The sequence below is a fragment of the Halobacillus ihumii genome (assembly GCF_902726645.1).
Taxonomy (GTDB): Bacteria; Bacillota; Bacilli; order Bacillales; family Halobacillaceae; genus Halobacillus_A; species Halobacillus_A ihumii.
This window is the reverse complement of the sequence record NZ_CACVAO010000001.1, coordinates 2,091,353-2,111,458: the sequence shown is the minus strand read 5'-3', so window position 1 is coordinate 2,111,458 and position 20,106 is coordinate 2,091,353. Positions and strand designations below refer to the sequence as shown.

Sequence of the window (20,106 nt, the reverse complement as noted above, 5' to 3'; positions counted from 1 at the left end):
ATTACTAGAATAAATGTTTCACGTGAAACATATAACTTCTATCTGAAACAGTAATGTGTTGTTTGAGGCATTTAAAAGAAGTAAATAGGCAAGAACCTGTTAATAATGTACTTAACAGGTTTTTTTTATCTAATGATTTTGTTTAGATGTTTTTTATGGTGAGGATGAAAAGCGGCACGAAGAAGGGAGCCGCTTTACTTTTTAAATTTCTCCATATATTTAGTTACGACAAAAGCTAAATCTTCGTTTCCAAATAGGGACAATACACCAAGCAATGTATCATCCGGAATTTCTCCAGCTTCTTTTTTAGGAACAGTTAATTCTAATGCTTGGTTCAACGACTCATTGCCTGCTTGGTCAGGGTAGGCTTCTTTATAGAGATCAACAGGCTTCAAATCATGGTTAATACACCATTGAGCAAACACGAGGATCATCATTTGTTCGTCTTGTTGATAACTTTGTATGACTTGATCTTCCATTTCTTTTCGGTTCATCCTGTTAGCTCCTTTTCCTCATTTACTTAATATTATAACGAATGGAAGACGGTTCTCATAATAAAAAAATGGAGCAAGCACATAAATTAGCTGTTGTGTACTTAAATGTTACAATTGGATTATAAATAACCCTAGAGGGTATAGTAAACCTCATTCTAAAAAGGAGGCAGCATAAGTGAAAAAAATATGGCTAGTTTCGATTGTTTCCTTGATTGGTTTGACTGTCTTTATGGGTCCAGGCGTTTATAATAAGATCTCCGGGGAAGTGAACAACGCTGAACGGATCGTAGATGTGAGAAATAAGGATGGTGAAAAGGTGACATATTCCCAAGCTGAGTTAAAAGAAATACTGACACCTCTCCAATATAAAGTTACTCAAAAGAATGGAACAGAAAAGGCTTTTGAAAATAAGTATTGGGATAATAAACAACAAGGAATCTACGTAGATGTTATATCAGGTGAGCCGCTTTTCAGCTCTACCGATAAATTTTATTCGGGGACCGGATGGCCTAGCTTTACTAAACCGTTAGTTGAAGAGAATATTGTAACGAAAAAAGATCGTGGTATCTTTGGTACTAGTACAGAGGTTAGAAGTAAAGAAGCTAATTCCCATATTGGTCATGTTTTTAACGATGGTCCAGAGCCAACAGGATTACGTTACTGTATGAACTCTGCAGCTATGGACTTCATTCCTAAGGAAAAACTTAAGGAAAAAGGATATGAGGAGTTCATACATCTATTCCAATAAAAAAATTTAGGATTTAAAGAAACTGCACCCAAATTTTTTAAGTTATAACTAACAAAATGAGGTGCAGTTTTTTTATGTCAATAAGATAATTCCATATTCAACATCTTCGAAAGCAATAAAATTTCTAGGAACTTCAAGGGTAGTAATGGTAAGATAGTTATTAGGAAAATGGTGATTTATTATAGTTATATTTTTGTAACCTAGGAAAGTATATAGATTCAGAGTCATGTAGCTTAGAGTCGAAATTTAACATTATTCATCATACAATGGTAGTGGAATTTTGTATAATGAGTCGTTATTTTGTAATAGAAGTCGATATTAGAAATATTCGATTTACTAGATACTTTTACTAGCCAAAATATGATAAAATAAATCATAGATTCAAAAAGGCATACGTACGCGCAGCAGCTCTTCAGCCTGCGGCGCTTTTTTCTATTTGATAAAATGAATGTTCCACGTGAAACATATTTGATCGTGTGCTTGATCGAAAAAAGGTGGTGTCTGATCGTGTTACATCCTTTTGGTCGTCTGTTCGGACTGGGTGACAAGTCAGAGTCGGAGCCAGATAACAACAGCAATAGCAATAACAACGAAGAAGTAGAATACAACCCTGATGAAGTCATGCAAGTTCCTGTCGAAAGTGTTCAACCGAACCGTTATCAGCCCAGGGCTATTTTTAACAATGAAAAGATTAGTGAACTCGCCCAGACGATACATACGCACGGGATGATTCAGCCAATTGTTGTGCGTCGTTTGAACGAAGATCATTATGAGTTAATTGCGGGCGAACGCAGGTGGCGTGCTGTCCAATCACTTGGCTGGGAAACCATTCCTGCCATTCTTCGGGAGATGGATGATGCTCAAACCGCTTCTGTTGCTTTAATCGAAAACTTGCAACGTGAAGAGTTAACAGTAATTGAGGAGGCTACAGCTTACGCACGTTTAATTGAGATTCATGAATTAACTCAGGAGGCACTTGCTCAAAGACTAGGGAAGAGTCAATCTACAGTTGCCAATAAAATGCGATTGTTAAAACTCCCGGAATCCGTACAACGAGCTGTTATGAATAAAGAGATAACAGAACGTCATGCGCGGGCTCTGATTGCTTTAAAAGAACCGGAGAATCAGGAAAAGCTTCTAGATGAAATTATTGAAAAGCAGTTAAACGTCAAGCAGACAGAAGAGCGAATTGCTAAGCTGCAGGATCCAAAGCCAAAGAAGAAAAAGCCGAAGCTTAAAGGTGTCAATAAAGATATGAGAATTGCGATGAATACCATCCGCCAATCTCTTGATATGGTTTCAGATACTGGAATTGATGTTGAAACAAATGAAGAAGATCATGACGAATATTATCAATTCACAATAAAAATTCCTAAGAAAAAAACATAGCTTACATTTTACCGCCCATCTATCCTGCAGCTGTGAAGATGGGTGTTTTTTGAAAGAAATAAAGTTAGCAGCTGTAAAACGAAGTGATGATAAGGAAAAAGGCAGGTGACAGCATGGGTAAAGTGATTTCCATTGCCAATCAAAAAGGTGGCGTTGGAAAAACAACAACAGCCGTTAATTTAAGCGCATGCCTGGCTTACTTAAACAATAAGGTGCTCTTAGTAGATATTGACCCGCAAGGTAATGCTACGAGTGGTGTTGGTGTAGAAAAGGGAGAAGTAAGTCAATGTATATATGATGTACTAGTAGATGGAGTTGATGCTCCTCAAGTTCGTACTGCAACAATGGTGGAAAACCTCGATGCTATCCCAGCCACCATTCAGTTAGCTGGAGCAGAGATTGAACTTGTCCCTACGATTTCCAGAGAGGTAAGGCTTAAACATGCCATTGATGAAGTGAAAGATGAGTATGATTATGTCATTATTGATTGTCCGCCTTCATTAGGTCTGTTGACGATTAATGCTTTGACAGCATCGAACACAGTTTTGATTCCTGTTCAATGTGAGTATTATGCTCTTGAAGGGTTGAGCCAGCTGCTTAACACTATTCGTCTTGTTCAAAAACACTTGAATAAAGACCTTATGATTGAGGGTGTGTTATTAACAATGCTGGATGCTCGTACAAACTTAGGTATTCAGGTGATTGAAGAAGTGAAGAAATATTTTCAAGATCGTGTCTACCGTGCAGTTATTCCCCGCAATGTTCGTTTAAGTGAAGCGCCCAGTCATGGCAAGCCTATTATTTTATATGATGCCAAGTCACGCGGGGCTGAAGTATATTTAGACTTAGCGAAGGAAGTGATGGCAAATGGCGAGAGGGTTAGGTAAAGGCATAAATGCAATATTTAATGACATGAATGTTAAAGACAATGAACAGATTCATGAAATTAAGGTGAAGAATTGTAGACCCAATCCTTATCAACCACGAAAACATTTCACTGAAGAGGCAATTAATGAACTTCAACAATCCATTGAAGAACATGGAATTCTTCAGCCATTGATTGTGAGAAAGAGTATTAAGGGGTACGAAATTGTAGTAGGGGAGCGGCGGTTTCGTGCAGCCAAGCAGGCTGGGCTTGATTATGTCCCTGTTTTAATCCGGGAATTGACGGATGACGAAATGATGGAGCTGGCCCTTCTTGAAAACCTTCAGCGTGAAGATTTAACGCCTATCGAAGAGGCGCATGCTTATCAAAATCTAATCAAGGAATTAGGCGTTACTCAGGACAATCTCTCTAAGCGTCTTGGTAAAAGTCGTTCGCATATTGCTAATCTTGTGAGGCTGCTGACACTGCCTCAAGAAGTTAGTGAACGGATTAACGATGGCTCCTTGTCTATGGGGCATGGCCGGGCTCTCTTAGGGTTAAAAGATAAGAAAAAGGTTATACCTGTTATGAAACGCATTGAATCAGAAGGTTTAAACGTACGTCAGGTCGAAAAGCTTATTTTAGAAATAAATGAAGATAAGCCTAAAAAAAACACGAACGAACCTGTAAAAGATATTTTTATTCGTGAACGGGAAGAAAGTCTTAAACAGCGTTTGGGGACTAGTGTCAACATTCATAAAGGCAAACGAAAAGGGAAAATTGAGATTGAGTTTCTTAATGATGAGGATCTTGAACGGATTTTAAACTGGTTTGAAAGTCAATAAGAGCCAACAGCCTGGTCGTTTGATATCCAGGCCTTTTTATTACAATTTTATAAGGTTTCACGTGAAACAACTATTGGAGAGTGCATTATGGTATTATTAGGGACTATTGTAAATGGATTATGTATATTCGTTGGTACATTACTTGGCTTATTCTTCACGAAAATTCCAGAACGATTTAAAGAAACGGTTATGAGTGGGATTGGTTTAGCAGTTATCCTGATTGGATTGCAGATGGGGTTTGAGACGAATAATATTGTCGTGGTTTTACTGAGTCTTCTCATAGGGGCAATCGTTGGAGAGGCTCTTCATTTGGAGGAACGACTAGAATATGTTGGCCGCTGGGTGGAGAGAAAGTTCTCAAGACCAGAAAAGCAGTCAACTATTTCTCAAGGGTTTATTACAGCCTCACTAATCTTTGTCATAGGAGCACTTTCTGTTATTGGAGCTTTAGATAGTGGTCTTCGTAATGATCATGAAGTGTTGATTACGAAGGCTATCATCGATGGATTTGTTGCTTTAGTATTAACTTCTACGCTCGGAATCGGTGTTATCTTTTCGGTTATTCCTGTTGTACTTTACGAAGGGGGTATCGCTTTACTAGCCACGCAAATCAATAGGTGGATCCCCAAGGAGATGCTCGATTTATTTATTGTGGAAATGACAGCCACTGGCGGATTACTGATTGTTGCAATTGGGTTAAATTTACTAAAGTTGACAAAAATACGAGTAGCGAATTTATTACCCTCATTATTTATAGTCGGAATTGTTCTTTATGTGATGCAGTGGTTTTAGAACAGCAACGGAAGATTACCGTTGCTGTTTTTTTGTTGCAGCTATTAAAGGCTGGTAAGTATAAAGGCCCTTCTCGCGTTGTTCTTCTGCCAAACGGATAGCTGCTGCAATTTTTGCAGCCATATTCATAACATGATGCAGACGGGTGTTTTGCAGGACTACATATTCCATGAATCCCCCCACATTAACCATTCCGCTTATATGCATATCACCTATAGGCGGCAGGTCCTTTTTTAAAGCAGCTCCAGGGTTAAGAGTTCCTTTTCCGATAGATACACTTCCAATAGAAGAATTCTTCCCAAGGCAGGCATCAATAGCAAGAATGAATGGCGATGGATGAGTACGATAGATAGCTTTTATTGTATCTTTCAGGTTTAGGGCATGTAAGGGTTGCTCTAATGTTCCATAAACGTGGAAAGTTTTTAAGGGGTGGTCACGAAGCATTGAACCAACCAGTGGTCCTAAAGAATCTCCAGTTGATCGGTCAGTACCGATACATGCAATAATAACTTGCTCGTCCTTAGGAAGGGACTCCAATAGGTAATGACTAAGTTGTTCACTCATATTTGGATCGTCTACATGTACACGCTGCTCACCTTTTGAAAACTTGTCCTTAACATTCATAGGTACCCCTCCAGACACATATTAGTAACAGTATATAAGGCTTTTCATGTTTCTATACGTGGCAAAATATATCGAGTAGGGAGCGGTTGTAGTGAGAGCAGGTTTCAAATGGATGTGCTTAATCATAGGAACAACAATTGGCGCTGGCTATGCATCTGGTAGAGAACTATGGCAGTTTTTTGGACAAGATAGCAGTCTGGCGATCCTTTTATTTTCGTTTATGTTTAGTTTCTGTTGTATGAGTATTATGAGAATCAGCTATGAACAGAATGCGGGTCATTATTTACCTGTTCTGAGAAAAGTGGTTGGAAGGCACCTGACGGGCATTTATGATGGGATGATTATCATATATTTATTTACGACAACAGTGGTGATGCTGGCGGGAAGTGGTGCAACATGGCAAGCCTTTCACTTTTCTTACCGATTAGGGGTACTGGCTATTATTATCCCTTTAATTTTACTGTTTGTTTGGGATGTAAAAGGGATCGTGACGGTTAATAGCTTAGTTCTTCCATTATTAATTGGTGGATTGCTCTTTGTCTTGCTTTTATTTACTCATGACCAGAACTTATCTATGTTCGGGCACATAAAGGAGACAAGCAATTGGAAAGCAGCCTTTCCATTTACAGCCCTTAATGTTGTTCCGTTAATAGCCGTTCTTGGTGCGATAGGAAACAAGGTGGAAAGCCAGCGTGAAATATGGGTAGCCAGCATAGGAAGTGGTCTCCTTTTGGGGGTAGTTTCTTATTTATATAATAATAGCTTAATACAAATTTCGGAGGAAATTATTTTATATGAAATTCCTTTATTCGCTATATTAAAAGAGTATCCGTTTGAAATGATGATATTTATGTCGATCGTAATGTGGACTGCTATGTTCACGACCGCTGCTTCAGGGATGCTTGGAATTGTAACTCGGTTCAGAGAATATTTACAACAACCGTTATGGATCCTTTCCATGATTACTATTGTCATCATGGTTCCGTTTACATCCTTTGGTTTCTCTACATTAATCGAATACTTGTATCCTCTCTATGGATTGCTTAACTTATATGTTTTGGGTTCCCTTCTGCTTTCCCCTTTCATACATCGATTCAAAATTCGGTAGAAACCTGTTAAAATAAGTTTCATATTCTAGTACTGAAACTTAGGAGGGTAATTTATGAAGGAGGCTTTAGTAGACTGGGAAAAATTCGTTGACTATATAACAGGACCTGAATTGTGGGTTGGAATTGGACAGGGACTATTGCAAATATTGCTGATTCTATTTGTTTCGTTATTAATCATTCGGATCGGCAGTAAAATCATATCACGATTTTTTGAAAACCGTAGACGAGGTCCCTTCCAGATTACTGCACGCCGTGAATCTACTCTCAAAAAGCTTGTGATTAATACGATGACATACATCGTTTATTTCACAGCATTTATCATGATATTAGAAGTATTTGGTATCAAAATCGGGCCGTTGCTTGCCGGTGCTGGGGTGGCTGGCTTAGCGATTGGGTTTGGTGCGCAAAACCTCGTACGTGATATCATTTCCGGCTTCTTCATTATCTTTGAAGATCAATTTTCTGTAGGAGACTATGTGCTGACATCTGGTGTAGAGGGATTTGTTGAGGAAATTGGTTTACGGACGACTAAAATCAAAAGTTGGACAGGGGAGATCAATATTCTTCCGAATGGGAATGTTACCCAAGTCACCAACTACTCGATTCACAATAGCATTGCTGTAGTTGATGTGAGGATTGCCTATGAAAATAATATTGAATATACAGAACAGATCATATCCGAACTTCTTGAGGAATTACCAGAACGATATGAGCAGATGACAGCTATACCTGAACTGCTAGGTGTAGATAATTTAAATGCTTCAGAAATCATGATGAGGATCATTAGTGAAACAGTCCCTATGGAACACTGGGGTGTAGCTCGTGCGATTCGAAGAGAAGTGAAACAGCGTTTAGAAGAAAAAGGGATTGAAATTCCTTATCCGCGTATTGTGATGTACTCACGTCACGAAGAAGAAACGAGACAGGAACCATCTTAATTATATCCGGGAGGCAAAAGCTATGGCAGAGAAAACGTATCATTTAAACGATATAGTTCAAATGAAGAAAGCACATCCTTGCGGAGAAAACCGCTGGAAAATTATTCGCATGGGTGCTGATATTAGAATTAAGTGCGAAGGATGCGGGCATAGTGTCCTAATCCCGCGTAAAAAGTTTGAAACGAAGATGAAGAAAGTACTCGAAACGAGTGAACAATAACAAGGTTTCTCAGCATTAGTTTAACTCCCTATATGAAGGTTGGTTTTAAATAAACTGAGGTTAAAGGACCTGACATTTGAATTTTAAATAGAGTAAATATGAAAAACAGGCTTCCTTAAGGAGCCTGTTTTCTATTTTGCATAGGTTGTTATTTTTTTGTACAGTATCTATAATTGATATGACCGAACATACATGTATGTAAATCCTTAAGGAGTGGAATTTTTATATGGCATTAACAGCTGGAATTGTAGGGTTGCCTAACGTGGGCAAGTCTACTTTATTTAACGCAATAACGCAGGCTGGAGCATTGTCTGCAAACTATCCGTTTGCCACCATTGATCCAAACGTTGGGATTGTGGAGGTTCCGGATCCTCGACTAGAAAAGTTAACTGAGCTGGTCAATCCGAAGAAGACAGTACCGACAGCATTCGAATTCACCGATATTGCCGGTATTGTTAAGGGGGCTAGCCAGGGAGAAGGGCTAGGAAACCAGTTCTTATCCCATATTCGCCAAGTGGATGCAATTTGTCACGTTGTACGTGCATTTGAAGATGAGAATATAACACATGTTTCTGGACAAGTAGATCCAATAGCTGATATCGAAACGATTAATTTAGAATTGATTTTAGCCGATTTGGAAACTGTTTCGAAGCGTTTGGACCGGGTGGCCAAAATGGCTCGCCAAAAAGACAAGGATGCAGTAGCTGAATATGCAGTCTTAGAAAAGCTTAAAGAAGGTCTTGAGAGTGAAACCCCTGCTCGAGCAATTGAATTCTCAACCGATCAGCAGAAGGTTGTAAAAGGCTTGCACTTATTAACTTCTAAGCCGATCTTATATGTGGCCAATGTAAGTGAAGAGGAGATTGGGGAAGGCGACAATGATAAAGTGAAGCAGATTCGGGAGTTTGCAGCCCAGGAGAATGCTGAGGTTATTGTTGTATGTGCAAAAATAGAAGCTGAAATTGCAGAGTTGGATGGGGAAGAAAAGCAAGAGTTCCTTGAAGACCTTGGTATTGAAGAATCTGGCTTGGATCAATTGATTAAAGCAACCTATAACTTGTTAGGGCTGGCTACTTATTTTACAGCTGGCGAGCAAGAGGTTCGTGCTTGGACGTTTAAAGAAGGAATGACAGCTCCTCAAGCTGCGGGGATTATTCATACTGACTTTGAACGCGGATTTATTCGTGCAGAGACAGTATCTTACGGAGACCTTGTGGATGCTGGAACTATGGGAGTAGCTCGAGATCGTGGTCGAGTTCGTTTAGAAGGAAAAGAGTATTTAGTTAAAGATGGCGATGTTATCCATTTCCGATTCAACGTATAAGCTAAAACCCGGATCTCTCCGTTAACGTATTGTATTTCCAACGTACTTTTGATATAATACATCGTTGTGAGTAATTATAGTTAAATTACTCCTTGCTCCTTTCCTGTTAAAGGGGCCGTTAAGTCCATAAGGAGGTGAAAACGGATGAGAAATTATGAAATCATGTACATCATCCGCCCAGACATCGAGGAGGAAGCTAAAACAGCTGTAGTTGAGCGTTTCAGCGGTATCCTTACAAATAATGGTGCGGAAATCGAAAATCTTAAAGAAGTTGGCAAGCGTCGTCTTGCTTACGAAATTAATGATTATCGCGATGGGATCTATGTAACGATCAACTTCAAAGGTGATCGTGAAGCGATCAATGAATTCGACCGTCAAGCGAAGTTCTCGGATGATGTTATCCGCCACATCGCTGTACGCGAAGATGACAAATAAGGGGTGGTTCTGATGTTAAATCGTGTCGTTTTAGTCGGCAGATTAACGAAGGATCCGGATTTACGCTATACGCCAAATGGGGTAGCCGTGGCCAACTTCACTGTTGCAGTGAATCGACCATTCTCAAATAACCAGGGTGATCGCGATGCAGATTTCATTAACTGCGTTGTTTGGAGACGAGCTGCTGAAAACCTTGCCAATTTTATGAGCAAAGGCAGTCTTATCGGTGTGGACGGGCGTTTACAGTCCAGAAGTTTCGATAATCAGGAAGGTAAGCGTGTGTTTGTAACAGAAGTTGTTGCAGACAGCGTACAGTTCCTAGAATCAAAAGGTGCTTCCAAAAACGGAGGCGGCCAACAAGGTTCAGGATTCCAACCAAATCAGAATCAACAGCAATCAGGTAATAACTTCGGTTCAAATAATAATAAAGATGATGATCCTTTCGCAGATAATGGAGAGCCGATCGACATCTCTGATGATGACTTACCATTCTAAATAAGTAAAGGAGGGACGCCTCATGGCACGTCGTGGACGCGGTAAACGTAAAAAGGTGTGTTTCTTTACAGCAAACGGAATCACACATATCGACTTTAAAGATACTGACTTGCTTAGACGTTTCATTTCCGACCGTGGAAAAATTCTTCCTCGTCGAGTAACTGGAACTTCTGCAAAATATCAACGTAAATTGACGAAAGCAATCAAACGCTCTCGTCAAATGGCACTACTACCTTACAGTGCTGAATAAATAGCAATATAAAAAGCCCGTTCAGTTAGTTAACCAACTGAACGGCCTTTTTTCGTTTTTAAAATGGTCTGGTCCTACTTTTCTTTAGGTTATATCCATTAGCTCTCTTAAATCATCCCTGTTGGACAATAAATCATGCAGTGTATAGTTATCGACCACCTCTAAAAAAGCGCGTAAGGCATCATTTAATACACGCCTTAGCTTGCAGGCTGGTGTAATCACACAATAATTGGTGTCATTGTCAAAACACTCCAAAAGAAGGAAATCATCTTCCATAGCCCTGACTACATAGCCAATGTTAATATCTCTGGGTTCCTTTGCCAGCTTTAATCCTCCGCTTCTCCCGCGAATGGTTTCAATCAACTCAAGCTTGTTTAACTGATGAATAATTTTCCCCAGGTGGTTCTCAGAAATATGAAAGACTTCAGAGATTTCCTTTTTACTCGCTAACTCTTCTTTTGGAATAGAGGCTGTATAAATTAGTACTCTAAGAGCGTAATCCGTATATTTCTTTAAGCGCATATATAAAAATCCTCATTTTAGTTTTCCATTATCTTATCATATAATCTGCAAGTTGTCTTTCTGCTTTCAATTGTTTAGCTTGTTACAATATTGTCACAAAAGATGTATTTATAATATTGCTTTTACATAGGGGTTATTTTTATAATAAAGATGTATTTAAAATACATCTTTTAAAAGGAGTATTTCTATGACTGTAAAAACTCAATTAAATGAAGAGACCGTAAAAATTGTTAAGTCAACTGTACCTGTACTGGCTGAGCATGGGGAAGCTATTACAAAATGTTTCTATCAGCGGATGTTTGCTGATTATCCTGAATTAAAGAACATTTTTAATCAAACGAACCAAAAAGCAGGGAGACAGCCTAAGGCTCTGGCCAATGCGGTTTATGCTGCTGCACAACATATTGACGATTTAAGTGTGATCATGCCGACAGTTATGCAGATTTCTGAGAAACACCGGAGTTTAAATGTCAAACCTGAGCATTACCCTATTGTAGGTGAGTATTTGCTTCTAGCTATTAAGGAGGTCCTAGGCGATGCTGCTACTGATGAAATCATCGAAGCATGGGGAGAAGCTTATGGTGTGATTGCAGAAGCATTTATCGGGGTAGAAAAACAGAAGTACTATGATGCTGCCGTGCAAAGAGGTGGTTGGAAAGGTTATCGTGAATTTCGGATTGTGAGAAAGGTAAAGGAAAGTGATGTGATCACATCCTTCTACATGGAGCCAGTGGATGGCGGGGAATTAGCCGATTATAAACCGGGTCAATATATTACGATTAAGGCTGAAATTCCCGGCGAAGAACATACCCATCTGAGACAATACAGTCTGTCCGATTCCCCTGGCAAAGGCTATTATCGTATTAGTGTAAAAAGGGAAGATGAAAATGGAGGGAATCCAGCAGGTATTGTGTCTAGTTTTTTACACAATCAGATAGAAACTAGTGATGTCGTATCAATCACTGCCCCAGCTGGAGACTTCCACTTGAATACGGAATCAGAGAATCCTGTCGTGCTAGTTAGTGGCGGTGTAGGACTAACACCATTAATGAGTATGCTTAAAACCTCAACTATGAAACATACAGATCGCGAGATTTACTTTATTCATGCAGCACGCAATGGCAGTGTCCACGCATTTAAGGAGGATATGAGACAGGTGGGGCTAGATTACCCTTCCGTAAAAGCTTATACCATTTATGAGGCTCCATCGGAACAGGATAGTGAGTATGATAAAACAGGATATATTGATTTAGAATGGCTTCAGGAAAATGTACCGCAACAGGCAGATTTTTATTATTGTGGACCTGAAGGATTTATGAAGGCTGTACATCATTCATTGAAAGCCTGGGGAATACCGGAAGAGCGGAGAAATTATGAGTTTTTTGGCCCGGAAGGAAGCCTCGACTAAAGCAATAAAATACCTCTGTTGAAAAATTCAACAGAGGTATTTTTATGTTTGTGATTATTCCTCTACATATGCCCACTTAAATTCAAATTCTGGGCCAGTAGCAGTAGCGAATACGTTTTTAATAGATGGTCTGAATAGCATAGCTTTCGCATCCTGGTAAATCGGAGCTACGGCAGCGTATTCTTCTAGAAGTAGTCTTTCAGCTTCTAGGAAAGTTTCAAAACGCTTTTGCGGCTGTTGAGCATATTCACCATTTGCTTTCGCAATTAGTGCATCATACTCTTCGCTAGAGAAATTCATGTTATTATTTTGTCCGTCAGTCAAATACATATTTAGATAGGTGTTCGGGTCCACATAGTCAGGTCCCCAGGTAGCGGCAAGGATTTCAAATTCTGATTCTTGTCCGCGGCGTACACGTTCTTTGAAAGGCACTTGAACAAGTTCGATTGTAAGTCCCTCAAGTTTTGTTTCTAATTGATCTTTGTAGTAAGCCATAGCATTTTGTGATGTTCCTGTATCATCACCTAAGATTTCTAAGGTCACTTCTTCTTTTCCAAGTGCTTCGAGTGCTTTTGCCCAATGTTCCTTAGCTTTAGCTTCATTAGATTCCACAAGTGATCCCTGTACTTCACGGAAACCTTTATCGGTATCGGGTTTATTCACAAAGTTGGATGGAACATACCCTTCAGCTACGATTGAGCCATCATTTAGGATTACGTCAACTAGAGCCTGGCGATCAATCGCAAGGGAAATAGCTTTACGTGCATCCACATTTGCTAACACTTCATTTGCCTGATTGAATTTGAAGAAATATAAATACGGCTGTTCGGCTACTCTGAAATCTTCGGAAGTTGAATATTGGTCGACGAATTCAGCGTTAAGTTCTGCTTGGTCAATTTGACCAGATTGATAGAGGTTAACTCCGGTTGAGATTTCTTTAATGACTTTTCCTTCAAGCTTTTGCAGCTTAACGGCGTCTGCATCCCAGTAAGATTCATTTTTAACAAGAGTCCATCCTTCGCCATGGTTCCACTCTGTCATTTTAAAAGGTCCATTCGCCAGGGTGAACTTCGCTTCGGTTCCAAACTTATCACCATGCTTTTCTACATAGTCTTGATTAAGAGGCATAAATGTGATGAAAACCGTCATATTTTTGAAATATGGAACTGGCTTTTCAAGGTGAACTTCTAATGTATGATCATCCACGGCCACCGCACCAAGTTCTGATGGATCCATTTCACCTTCACTAATGGCTGTAGCGTTTTTGACTACACCGCCAAGGAAATAGGGTCCATATTCAGATCCAGTTGCAGGGTCTACTGCACGCTGCCACGAATACACGAAATCATGGGCTGTTACAGGATCTCCATTAGCCCACTTAGCATCTTCACGCAGGTTAAAAGTCCATGTGAGTCCATCCTCACTGACAGAACTATCCTTAGCAATACCCGGTGAGAGGTTGCCATCCTTGTCCAATCGGAAAAGTCCTTCTAATGTTTCACCGGCCCATTGGAATGAAACCGTATCTGTAATTAATGAAGGATCCATACTCGCAATTTCACTTTTTGCTGTTATGGTTACCTCCTGTTTAACATCACTTTCACTGCTGTTTTCTTCTTCTCCACTAGAATTACTTGATGTACTTTCCCCACCGCTGCATGCGGCTAATACGAATGTCATCATTAAAGTTAATAATAAACATAAATTGCCTTTTTTCAAAGTAATCCTCCCCCTAATGTGGTAATATTCTAAATTTTTTCTACCTTTTAAATTATACAGACAATTCTATTAATTAACAGCATCTTTACAAAAGAAAAAAAAGAAAAAAACTATTTGCTATTCATCACAAGCAGTTAATTGACATTGAATATTCTTTTGATAGGATAAATGATTATTAATTTTCTGCTTCAGGAGAACTTGTGCGTGTTGAAAATACAGAGATGAGTGGGAAATCTCTATATTCCAGAACCAATACCGATACCGCCACATTTGGAAAGAGCCATGCTGCGGACTGTGAAACCGAGTCATTTGAAGTGGGGGAGTTGCGTAAAATAGCAGCCTAGGAAACTTTTTTGTATGCTATGAAGGAGTTGAAATAAGTGCATCGTATTTTAATTAGTGACCCTTTAAGTGATGAGGGGATACGTCCACTCCTTGAAGCTGAAGATATTCAAACGACAGTAAACCCGTCTTTAAGCCACGAGGAGTTACTTAAGGAATTAAGTACTAGTCATGCCATGATTGTTCGTAGTCAAACCCAGGTGACGCGAGAGCTGATTGAGCAAGCAACTGAGCTGAAGGTGATCGGCCGAGCGGGTGTTGGTGTAGATAATATTGATTTAGAAGCTGCTACAGAGCATGGCATTGTGGTTGTAAATGCGCCAGATGGGAATACCATTTCAACTGCTGAACATACCATGGCGATGCTGACGGCGCTTGCCCGGAATATTCCGCAGGCTTATCATAATCTGAAACAAAATCGATGGGAACGAAAAAAGTTCATCGGCGTTGAGTTGAATAACAAAACGTTAGGTATTGTAGGGTTTGGCAGAATTGGGAAAGAGGTAGCGCAGAGAGCAAAGGGTCACCGTATGAAGGTCATTGCTTATGATCCTTTTCTAACGAAAGAGAAGGCTGAGAAGGCAGGAATTAGTCATGGAAGTTTAGAGAAGGTATTAAAGCAGGCAGATTTCTTAACCGTTCATACACCCCTGATGGATGAAACGAAGTATCTGATTAACCGTGAATCTATACAATTAATGAAGACAGGAGCCCGTATCTTAAACTGTGCACGCGGAGGGATTGTCGAGGAAGGAGCCCTTCACGAAGCGATCAAGAGGGGGAAAATAGCTGGAGCAGCCCTTGATGTAATGGTTTAGGGGCAAGGGTCGTAATGCTGGATCAGTATTCAATCGATGTTGTTCCGCGAGGTCATTTAATTGTAATTCATCACAAAGATCAGCCAGGAGCAATTGGACGCGTCGGAAGTTTACTTGCGGAGCAACAGGTAAATATTGCGACGATGCAAGTGGGACGGACGAAACAAGGTGGAGAGGCTGTTATGGTGCTCACTGTTGATAAAGAGGTAGAAACAGCCTGTCAGGAGCAACTGGCAGAAGTAACGGAAATTCAACAAGTACAATGTCTCACTATATAAGATGGAAGCAGATAGGTTAAAAAGACTTGTCTGCTTTTTCATTAATTTACAAAACAACCCCAGGCGTAAGTCAACTGCACCTGGGGTTGTGTATCCTTATGTTATAGGTGCCGTGCGTGCTCTACGTTTCTCAAATACATTCACTTCATCATAACCGACTGATCGAGCTAGTTTTATAGCTTCATCGTAAGAATAACCAATATGGTCTGGCTTATGGGCATCTGAACAGAGAACAATTCCAACACCTTTTTCCTTACAAGCCTTCAAAAAATCAGGATCGGGATATAATTCTCCAACTGGCTTCCTTAAGCCAGCTGTACTGATTTCGATACAAGTGTTTGTTTTGGCAAGGGCTTGAGCGGCCCGTTCATACTGTTCTTGCAGGAATTCCTTATCATCCGGGCGATAGCCGAATACCTTAATCACATCAATATGACCGACGAAATCAAATAGACCAGATTCTGCTAAGGTAACAACTCGATCAAAATATTCTCGGTACACGTTATGCAAGCTGCGTTTCTCATATTCTTCCCGGAATATGGCTAAGTCAATGCCCCATTCATCAATCCAATGAACGGAACCTATGACATAATCAAAAGGGTGCGCCTCGATAAATTGCTGCATTTCAGTTTCTTTGCCAGGCATATAGTCCATTTCGATTCCCATTTTAATGGGAATCCCCGCCTCATGCGCTGCATCAAACAGTTGCTGGTACTGTTTGAACTCTAATGTGCGGCGGTTTTCCACCCAAGGATTAGAAAGAATGTTTGATGTTTCTTGGAAAAAGTATGCATGTTCAGAGATCCCTAATTCTTCAATCCCTTCTTGTTTAGCTCTTTCAATATAATTCCGTAGATAATCAACAGATAAATCCCCTGTTTCGGCCATATGTACATGATAATCAGTTCGCATATTGGATCCCCCTGCCCTGTTTAAAATTGTTTGTCTTATCATATCAGCATATCACGCTGAAGACAAAACGCTATGAAAAGATGAGCTGTTGCCTGGTATGTTAAAATAGGGTAGTTAGTATAGTTTTGAGTAAAGATGAGGTGCACGTGAATGAATGATACGAGAAGAATTACAGAAGGGGCTTTAATGACAGGAATTTATCTGCTAGTGTTATTGTTAATTCTGTTTCTTCCTGGGATTATTGGCTCTATTCTGATCCTTACATTACCAATACCATTTGTGTTTTATACTTACAGGCATGGGTGGAAACCAGGTGGACTCATGCTGGTCGCTGTCACTATATTTGCTTCCTTGTTTGCAACGGTCTTTTCACTACCCGTTACTTTACTTACAGGAATTGGCGGAATATTTGTCGGCGCCTCTATGAACAATAAGAGGTCAGCATATGAAACGTGGGCAATGGGTTCAATTGGTTTTATCATTGGCCTTGTTGCCATATACTTGATGTCACAAGTATTGTTTGGAGTCAGCTGGACGGAACAAATTCAGGCGGCTTTAGATGAAGCATTTACGATAACAGAAGGAATGTTAGGTACGGTTGGTGGGGGAGAACAAACGGAAGAGCAACTTGAAGGCTTACGACAGCAAATGGAAACACTTCCTGACTTAATTCCTAGCATCCTGGCTATTTTAGGAATATTTTATGCCTTTATTAGTCAATGGGCAAGCTATAAATTAATTAATCGAGTCGAAGGTAAAAAGTTTCATTTTCCCGCTTTTCGTAACTTTACATTGCCAACTTCTGTATTATGGTATTACTTTTTCGCGTTAATTTTCAACTTTATATTTGCAGCCGGTGATGGGATAGGTTATTTGGCTGCGATTAATGTTTTCACTCTGACAGGAGCACTTTTAGTTGTTCAAGGGATTGCTTTTATTGCCTTTTACTCCCATGTTAAACAGAAAACAAAGGCGCTGCCGATTATCGCAGTCATAGGGTGTGTGCTTTTACCAACAATCCTACTTTATCTTGTACGAATCTTAGGTATAATTGATATAGGATTTTCGTTACGCGAACGTTTACAAGCTAAAAAGTAACGATAGCTCGTACAAAATGGCAGGAGCTGAATGAAATGCCGAACTTTTTTAAAAAACCGACTATGAGTGGACATTTATGGGTTATCTATGTCATCTCCATACTGCTTCTTTGCTTTATCTGGTATTACCAGTGGATGTTGGGATTATTGATGACACTGTTTCTCGCTGCATCTATATTCTACAGTGTCCGCACAGAGCAGACCATGATTAGTGAAACAGAGGAATATATATCTACACTTTCCTATCGAGTGAAAAAGGTTGGGGAAGAAGCTTTACTTGAGATGCCTATTGGGATTGTTCTATACAGTGAGAATTATAAAGTGGAATGGGCTAATCCATATATGAACAAATTTACCAAACAGGACACAATTGTCGGCGATTCACTTGCCACTCTTTCTGATGATTTAATTGCTCAAATTAAAGAAGACCAGGACGAAACCTGGTTGGAGATTGAAGATTATAAACTTCACACGTTAATTAAACGTGATGAGCGGCTATTATATATCTTTGATCGTACAAATCAGACCAAAATTCATAATCTATATCAGAATGAGCAGACCGTTTTGTCCATTATTTTTCTTGATAATTATGAAGAAATTACTCAGGGGATGGATGATACAAATAAGAGTCAAATCAACTCACAAGTGACATCCACCTTAAACAAGTGGGCAGGGGATTACGGGATCTATCTTAAACGTACGTCTCAGGAGCGCTTTATCGCTGTTATGAGCCAGGAGATCTTACAAACCCTTGAACGCTCGAAGTTTGAGATTTTAGACGAGGTTAGAGAACTCATTACGAATCAGAATGTTCCCTTAACGCTAAGTTTCGGAGTCGGAGTCGGGCCAGTGAGTCTGCCAGAACTAGGGGAATTAGCTCAATCAAGTCTGGATCTCGCACTCGGACGAGGCGGAGATCAGGTAGCCATTAAGGATGACACTGGGAAAGTCCGCTTTTACGGTGGAAAAACGAACCCGATGGAAAAACGTACACGAGTTCGCGCCCGGGTGATCTCACATGCTATGAAAGAACTTGTTCAGGAAAGTGAAAGAGTGCTGATTATGGGTCATAAATCTCCAGACATGGATTCGGTTGGTGCAGCTATAGGAATTTTGAAAATTGCACAAGCCAATGATATACCTGCAGCTATTGTCCTTGATCCTCACGATATTGATACAGGTGTCCAGCGGATGATTGAAGAAATTCAGGGTGACGAGGGGTTATGGTCTAATTTCATTACTCCAGAAGATTCACTTGAACTTGTAACGAATGAAACACTGCTGGTCGTAGTCGACACACACAAGCCATCACTTGTTGCCGAAGAAAAGCTTTTAAATAAAACAGAACATGTGGTGGTAATTGATCACCACCGTCGTGCAGAGGAATTTATAGCTGACCCGACCCTTGTTTACATGGAGCCATATGCCTCTTCTACAGCAGAGTTGGTAACAGAGCTGCTTGAGTATCAGCCGAAGAAGCTGAAACTATCCATGCTTGAATCTACAGCATTGTTATCAGGCATTATTGTCGATACCAAAAGTTTCACCTTACGAACGGGTTCCCGGACTTTTGATGCTGCTTCTTATTTAAGATCCAAAGGAGCAGACACTGTTCTAGTGCAGAAATTCATGAAAGAAGATTTAGACGTTTACGTAAAACGCAGCCGCTTAATTGAAAAAGCGGATGTGTACCGTGATGGAATTGCGGTCTCAGCCGGAGAGCACGGCGAATCCTATGGTCCGGTGATCATTGCCCAAGCTGCAGATACGTTACTTACTATGACGGGAATTGTAGCTTCATTTGTCATTTCTGAACGAAAAGATGGTCGTATTGGTATCAGTGCCCGCTCTCTAGGTGATGTGAATGTTCAGATCATTATGGAACGCATGAATGGGGGAGGCCATTTAACTAATGCTGCCACCCAGCTTGAAGATACAACGATTGAAGATGCGAGAGCATTGTTACAAGATATTATTGATGAGTACTTTGAGGGAGGAGAAGAAGAATGAAGGTTATATTCAAAGCAGATGTAAAAGGAAAAGGGAAAAAAGGAGAAACTAAGAACGTTTCTGATGGTTATGCGCGGAACTATCTTTTGAAACATAATTTAGCTGTCGAGGCTACGAGCGGAAACCTTAAGGCACAGGAAGCGAAAGACGCAAAACAAGAGCAGCTTGCTGAGGAAGAAGTGAAGGAAGCGGAACTGCTTAAAGAAAAGTTAGCTAATATGGAAGTGAAATTAACAGCTAAGTCCGGTGATAGCGGACGTTTATTTGGCTCCATTACAAGTAAGCAAATTGCTGAAGAGCTGAAGAAATCCTATCAAATAAAAATCGATAAACGTAAAATTGAGTTAGACGAGCCTATTCGTACACTTGGGTACACCAATGTACCTGTAAAGCTGCACCCAGAGGTTACAGGTAACATTCGTGTTCATATTGAAGGGAAATAAGAGGCCCTTTGCTTGACTAGGGGAGGAAC

Annotated in this window: 21 protein-coding genes and 1 pseudogene; 17 read left to right on the top strand and 5 right to left on the bottom strand. The window is 40.1% G+C overall.

Going from position 1 to position 20,106, the window contains the following annotated elements; all coding sequences use genetic code 11:
• Nucleotides 1–194: 194 nt before the first annotated feature.
• Nucleotides 195–494, bottom strand: coding sequence for a hypothetical protein (locus G6R08_RS10435; protein ID WP_163527913.1), 300 nt, complete (start codon nucleotides 492–494; stop codon nucleotides 195–197).
• A 175-nt stretch (nucleotides 495–669) separates the two neighbouring features.
• On the opposite strand from G6R08_RS10435, the gene msrB reads away from it, so the two are divergent.
• From msrB to G6R08_RS10410, 5 genes are all read left to right on the top strand, one after another.
• On the top strand, nucleotides 670–1,242 hold the full coding sequence (msrB, locus tag G6R08_RS10430; RefSeq protein ID WP_338035428.1) for a peptide-methionine (R)-S-oxide reductase MsrB: 573 nt from the start codon (nucleotides 670–672) through the stop codon (nucleotides 1,240–1,242).
• 507 nt (nucleotides 1,243–1,749) lie between these two features.
• Nucleotides 1,750–2,631 (top strand): nucleoid occlusion protein, encoded by an 882-nt coding sequence (gene noc / locus G6R08_RS10425; protein WP_163527912.1) that lies wholly within the window; start codon nucleotides 1,750–1,752, stop codon nucleotides 2,629–2,631.
• A gap of 113 nt (nucleotides 2,632–2,744) precedes the next feature.
• Nucleotides 2,745–3,518, top strand: a complete 774-nt coding sequence (locus tag G6R08_RS10420; RefSeq protein ID WP_163527911.1) for a ParA family protein — start codon at nucleotides 2,745–2,747, stop codon at nucleotides 3,516–3,518.
• Nucleotides 3,499–4,341, top strand: a complete 843-nt coding sequence (locus G6R08_RS10415; protein ID WP_163527910.1) for a ParB/RepB/Spo0J family partition protein — start codon at nucleotides 3,499–3,501, stop codon at nucleotides 4,339–4,341. The genes G6R08_RS10420 and G6R08_RS10415 overlap by 20 nt, the downstream gene beginning before the upstream one ends.
• An 87-nt stretch (nucleotides 4,342–4,428) precedes the next feature.
• Nucleotides 4,429–5,133 (top strand): DUF554 domain-containing protein, encoded by a 705-nt coding sequence (locus G6R08_RS10410; RefSeq protein ID WP_163527909.1) that lies wholly within the window; start codon nucleotides 4,429–4,431, stop codon nucleotides 5,131–5,133.
• 15 nt (nucleotides 5,134–5,148) lie between these two features.
• Here the strand turns inward: G6R08_RS10410 and yyaC are convergent, their stop codons facing one another.
• A complete protein-coding gene (gene yyaC / locus G6R08_RS10405; protein ID WP_163527908.1) occupies nucleotides 5,149–5,757 on the bottom strand; it encodes a spore protease YyaC in 609 nt (202 codons plus the stop codon).
• A 112-nt stretch (nucleotides 5,758–5,869) separates the two neighbouring features.
• Here yyaC and G6R08_RS10400 point away from each other — a divergent pair, with 112 nt between their 5' ends.
• The 7 genes from G6R08_RS10400 (at nucleotide 5,870) to rpsR (ending at nucleotide 10,528) form a co-directional block, all read left to right on the top strand.
• Nucleotides 5,870–6,865 (top strand): YkvI family membrane protein, encoded by a 996-nt coding sequence (locus tag G6R08_RS10400; protein ID WP_163531279.1) that lies wholly within the window; start codon nucleotides 5,870–5,872, stop codon nucleotides 6,863–6,865.
• Nucleotides 6,866–6,919: 54 nt separating this feature from the next.
• Complete coding sequence (locus tag G6R08_RS10395; RefSeq protein ID WP_163527907.1) at nucleotides 6,920–7,804, top strand: mechanosensitive ion channel family protein; 885 nt, start codon at nucleotides 6,920–6,922, stop codon at nucleotides 7,802–7,804.
• 22 nt (nucleotides 7,805–7,826) lie between these two features.
• A complete protein-coding gene (locus tag G6R08_RS10390; protein WP_163527906.1) occupies nucleotides 7,827–8,024 on the top strand; it encodes a DUF951 domain-containing protein in 198 nt (65 codons plus the stop codon).
• A 226-nt stretch (nucleotides 8,025–8,250) separates the two neighbouring features.
• Nucleotides 8,251–9,348 carry a redox-regulated ATPase YchF gene (ychF, locus tag G6R08_RS10385; RefSeq protein WP_163527905.1) on the top strand — a complete coding sequence of 366 codons (1,098 nt, stop codon included), beginning with the start codon at nucleotides 8,251–8,253 and terminating at the stop codon, nucleotides 9,346–9,348.
• 144 nt (nucleotides 9,349–9,492) lie between these two features.
• Complete coding sequence (gene rpsF / locus G6R08_RS10380) at nucleotides 9,493–9,783, top strand: 30S ribosomal protein S6 (protein WP_079529025.1); 291 nt, start codon at nucleotides 9,493–9,495, stop codon at nucleotides 9,781–9,783.
• A 12-nt stretch (nucleotides 9,784–9,795) separates the two neighbouring features.
• Nucleotides 9,796–10,278: a single-stranded DNA-binding protein gene (ssb, locus tag G6R08_RS10375; RefSeq protein WP_163527904.1), complete on the top strand. Its 483-nt coding sequence runs from the start codon at nucleotides 9,796–9,798 to the stop codon at nucleotides 10,276–10,278.
• Nucleotides 10,279–10,300: 22 nt separating this feature from the next.
• The gene (gene rpsR, locus G6R08_RS10370; protein WP_163527903.1) at nucleotides 10,301–10,528 is read left to right on the top strand and encodes a 30S ribosomal protein S18; all 228 of its coding nucleotides are present in this window, start codon (nucleotides 10,301–10,303) and stop codon (nucleotides 10,526–10,528) included.
• Between the two features lie 84 nt (nucleotides 10,529–10,612).
• Here rpsR and G6R08_RS10365 read toward each other — a convergent pair whose 3' ends face one another.
• Complete coding sequence (locus G6R08_RS10365) at nucleotides 10,613–11,050, bottom strand: Rrf2 family transcriptional regulator (RefSeq protein ID WP_163527902.1); 438 nt, start codon at nucleotides 11,048–11,050, stop codon at nucleotides 10,613–10,615.
• 187 nt (nucleotides 11,051–11,237) lie between these two features.
• On the opposite strand from G6R08_RS10365, the gene hmpA reads away from it, so the two are divergent.
• Nucleotides 11,238–12,458 carry an NO-inducible flavohemoprotein gene (gene hmpA, locus G6R08_RS10360; RefSeq protein ID WP_163527901.1) on the top strand — a complete coding sequence of 407 codons (1,221 nt, stop codon included), beginning with the start codon at nucleotides 11,238–11,240 and terminating at the stop codon, nucleotides 12,456–12,458.
• 54 nt (nucleotides 12,459–12,512) lie between these two features.
• Here the strand turns inward: hmpA and G6R08_RS10355 are convergent, their stop codons facing one another.
• Nucleotides 12,513–14,141, bottom strand: a complete 1,629-nt coding sequence (locus tag G6R08_RS10355) for a peptide ABC transporter substrate-binding protein (RefSeq protein WP_163531278.1) — start codon at nucleotides 14,139–14,141, stop codon at nucleotides 12,513–12,515.
• 416 nt (nucleotides 14,142–14,557) lie between these two features.
• Here G6R08_RS10355 and G6R08_RS10350 point away from each other — a divergent pair.
• Nucleotides 14,558–15,615 (top strand): annotated as a pseudogene (locus G6R08_RS10350) (NAD(P)-dependent oxidoreductase).
• Between the two features lie 96 nt (nucleotides 15,616–15,711).
• On the opposite strand, the gene G6R08_RS10345 reads toward G6R08_RS10350, so the two are convergent.
• Nucleotides 15,712–16,527, bottom strand: coding sequence for a histidinol-phosphatase (locus G6R08_RS10345; RefSeq protein ID WP_163527900.1), 816 nt, complete (start codon nucleotides 16,525–16,527; stop codon nucleotides 15,712–15,714).
• Between the two features lie 150 nt (nucleotides 16,528–16,677).
• Here G6R08_RS10345 and G6R08_RS10340 point away from each other — a divergent pair, with 150 nt between their 5' ends.
• Genes G6R08_RS10340 through rplI form a run of 3 tightly spaced genes read left to right on the top strand, consistent with a single transcriptional unit; the run spans nucleotide 16,678 to nucleotide 20,077 of the window.
• Complete coding sequence (locus G6R08_RS10340) at nucleotides 16,678–17,625, top strand: YybS family protein (RefSeq protein ID WP_163527899.1); 948 nt, start codon at nucleotides 16,678–16,680, stop codon at nucleotides 17,623–17,625.
• A 35-nt stretch (nucleotides 17,626–17,660) separates the two neighbouring features.
• Nucleotides 17,661–19,634: a DHH family phosphoesterase gene (locus tag G6R08_RS10335; RefSeq protein WP_163527898.1), complete on the top strand. Its 1,974-nt coding sequence runs from the start codon at nucleotides 17,661–17,663 to the stop codon at nucleotides 19,632–19,634.
• A complete protein-coding gene (gene rplI, locus G6R08_RS10330; RefSeq protein ID WP_163527897.1) occupies nucleotides 19,631–20,077 on the top strand; it encodes a 50S ribosomal protein L9 in 447 nt (148 codons plus the stop codon). Before G6R08_RS10335 ends, rplI begins: the two co-directional genes overlap by 4 nt.
• Nucleotides 20,078–20,106: the final 29 nt, after the last annotated feature.

Coding starts and splice junctions, on each gene's coding strand:
- G6R08_RS10415 (WP_163527910.1), top strand. CDS start 3,499: ATGGCGAGAGGGTTAGGTAAAGGCATAAATGCAATATTTAATGACATG.
- G6R08_RS10355 (WP_163531278.1), bottom strand. CDS start 14,141: ATGATGACATTCGTATTAGCCGCATGCAGCGGTGGGGAAAGTACATCA.
- ychF (WP_163527905.1), top strand. CDS start 8,251: ATGGCATTAACAGCTGGAATTGTAGGGTTGCCTAACGTGGGCAAGTCT.
- yyaC (WP_163527908.1), bottom strand. CDS start 5,757: ATGAATGTTAAGGACAAGTTTTCAAAAGGTGAGCAGCGTGTACATGTA.
- G6R08_RS10365 (WP_163527902.1), bottom strand. CDS start 11,050: ATGCGCTTAAAGAAATATACGGATTACGCTCTTAGAGTACTAATTTAT.
- G6R08_RS10345 (WP_163527900.1), bottom strand. CDS start 16,527: ATGCGAACTGATTATCATGTACATATGGCCGAAACAGGGGATTTATCT.
- ssb (WP_163527904.1), top strand. CDS start 9,796: ATGTTAAATCGTGTCGTTTTAGTCGGCAGATTAACGAAGGATCCGGAT.
- G6R08_RS10390 (WP_163527906.1), top strand. CDS start 7,827: ATGGCAGAGAAAACGTATCATTTAAACGATATAGTTCAAATGAAGAAA.
- hmpA (WP_163527901.1), top strand. CDS start 11,238: ATGACTGTAAAAACTCAATTAAATGAAGAGACCGTAAAAATTGTTAAG.
- G6R08_RS10340 (WP_163527899.1), top strand. CDS start 16,678: ATGAATGATACGAGAAGAATTACAGAAGGGGCTTTAATGACAGGAATT.
- G6R08_RS10400 (WP_163531279.1), top strand. CDS start 5,870: ATGTGCTTAATCATAGGAACAACAATTGGCGCTGGCTATGCATCTGGT.
- G6R08_RS10335 (WP_163527898.1), top strand. CDS start 17,661: ATGCCGAACTTTTTTAAAAAACCGACTATGAGTGGACATTTATGGGTT.
- rpsF (WP_079529025.1), top strand. CDS start 9,493: ATGAGAAATTATGAAATCATGTACATCATCCGCCCAGACATCGAGGAG.
- G6R08_RS10410 (WP_163527909.1), top strand. CDS start 4,429: ATGGTATTATTAGGGACTATTGTAAATGGATTATGTATATTCGTTGGT.
- rpsR (WP_163527903.1), top strand. CDS start 10,301: ATGGCACGTCGTGGACGCGGTAAACGTAAAAAGGTGTGTTTCTTTACA.
- rplI (WP_163527897.1), top strand. CDS start 19,631: ATGAAGGTTATATTCAAAGCAGATGTAAAAGGAAAAGGGAAAAAAGGA.
- G6R08_RS10435 (WP_163527913.1), bottom strand. CDS start 494: ATGAACCGAAAAGAAATGGAAGATCAAGTCATACAAAGTTATCAACAA.
- G6R08_RS10420 (WP_163527911.1), top strand. CDS start 2,745: ATGGGTAAAGTGATTTCCATTGCCAATCAAAAAGGTGGCGTTGGAAAA.
- G6R08_RS10395 (WP_163527907.1), top strand. CDS start 6,920: ATGAAGGAGGCTTTAGTAGACTGGGAAAAATTCGTTGACTATATAACA.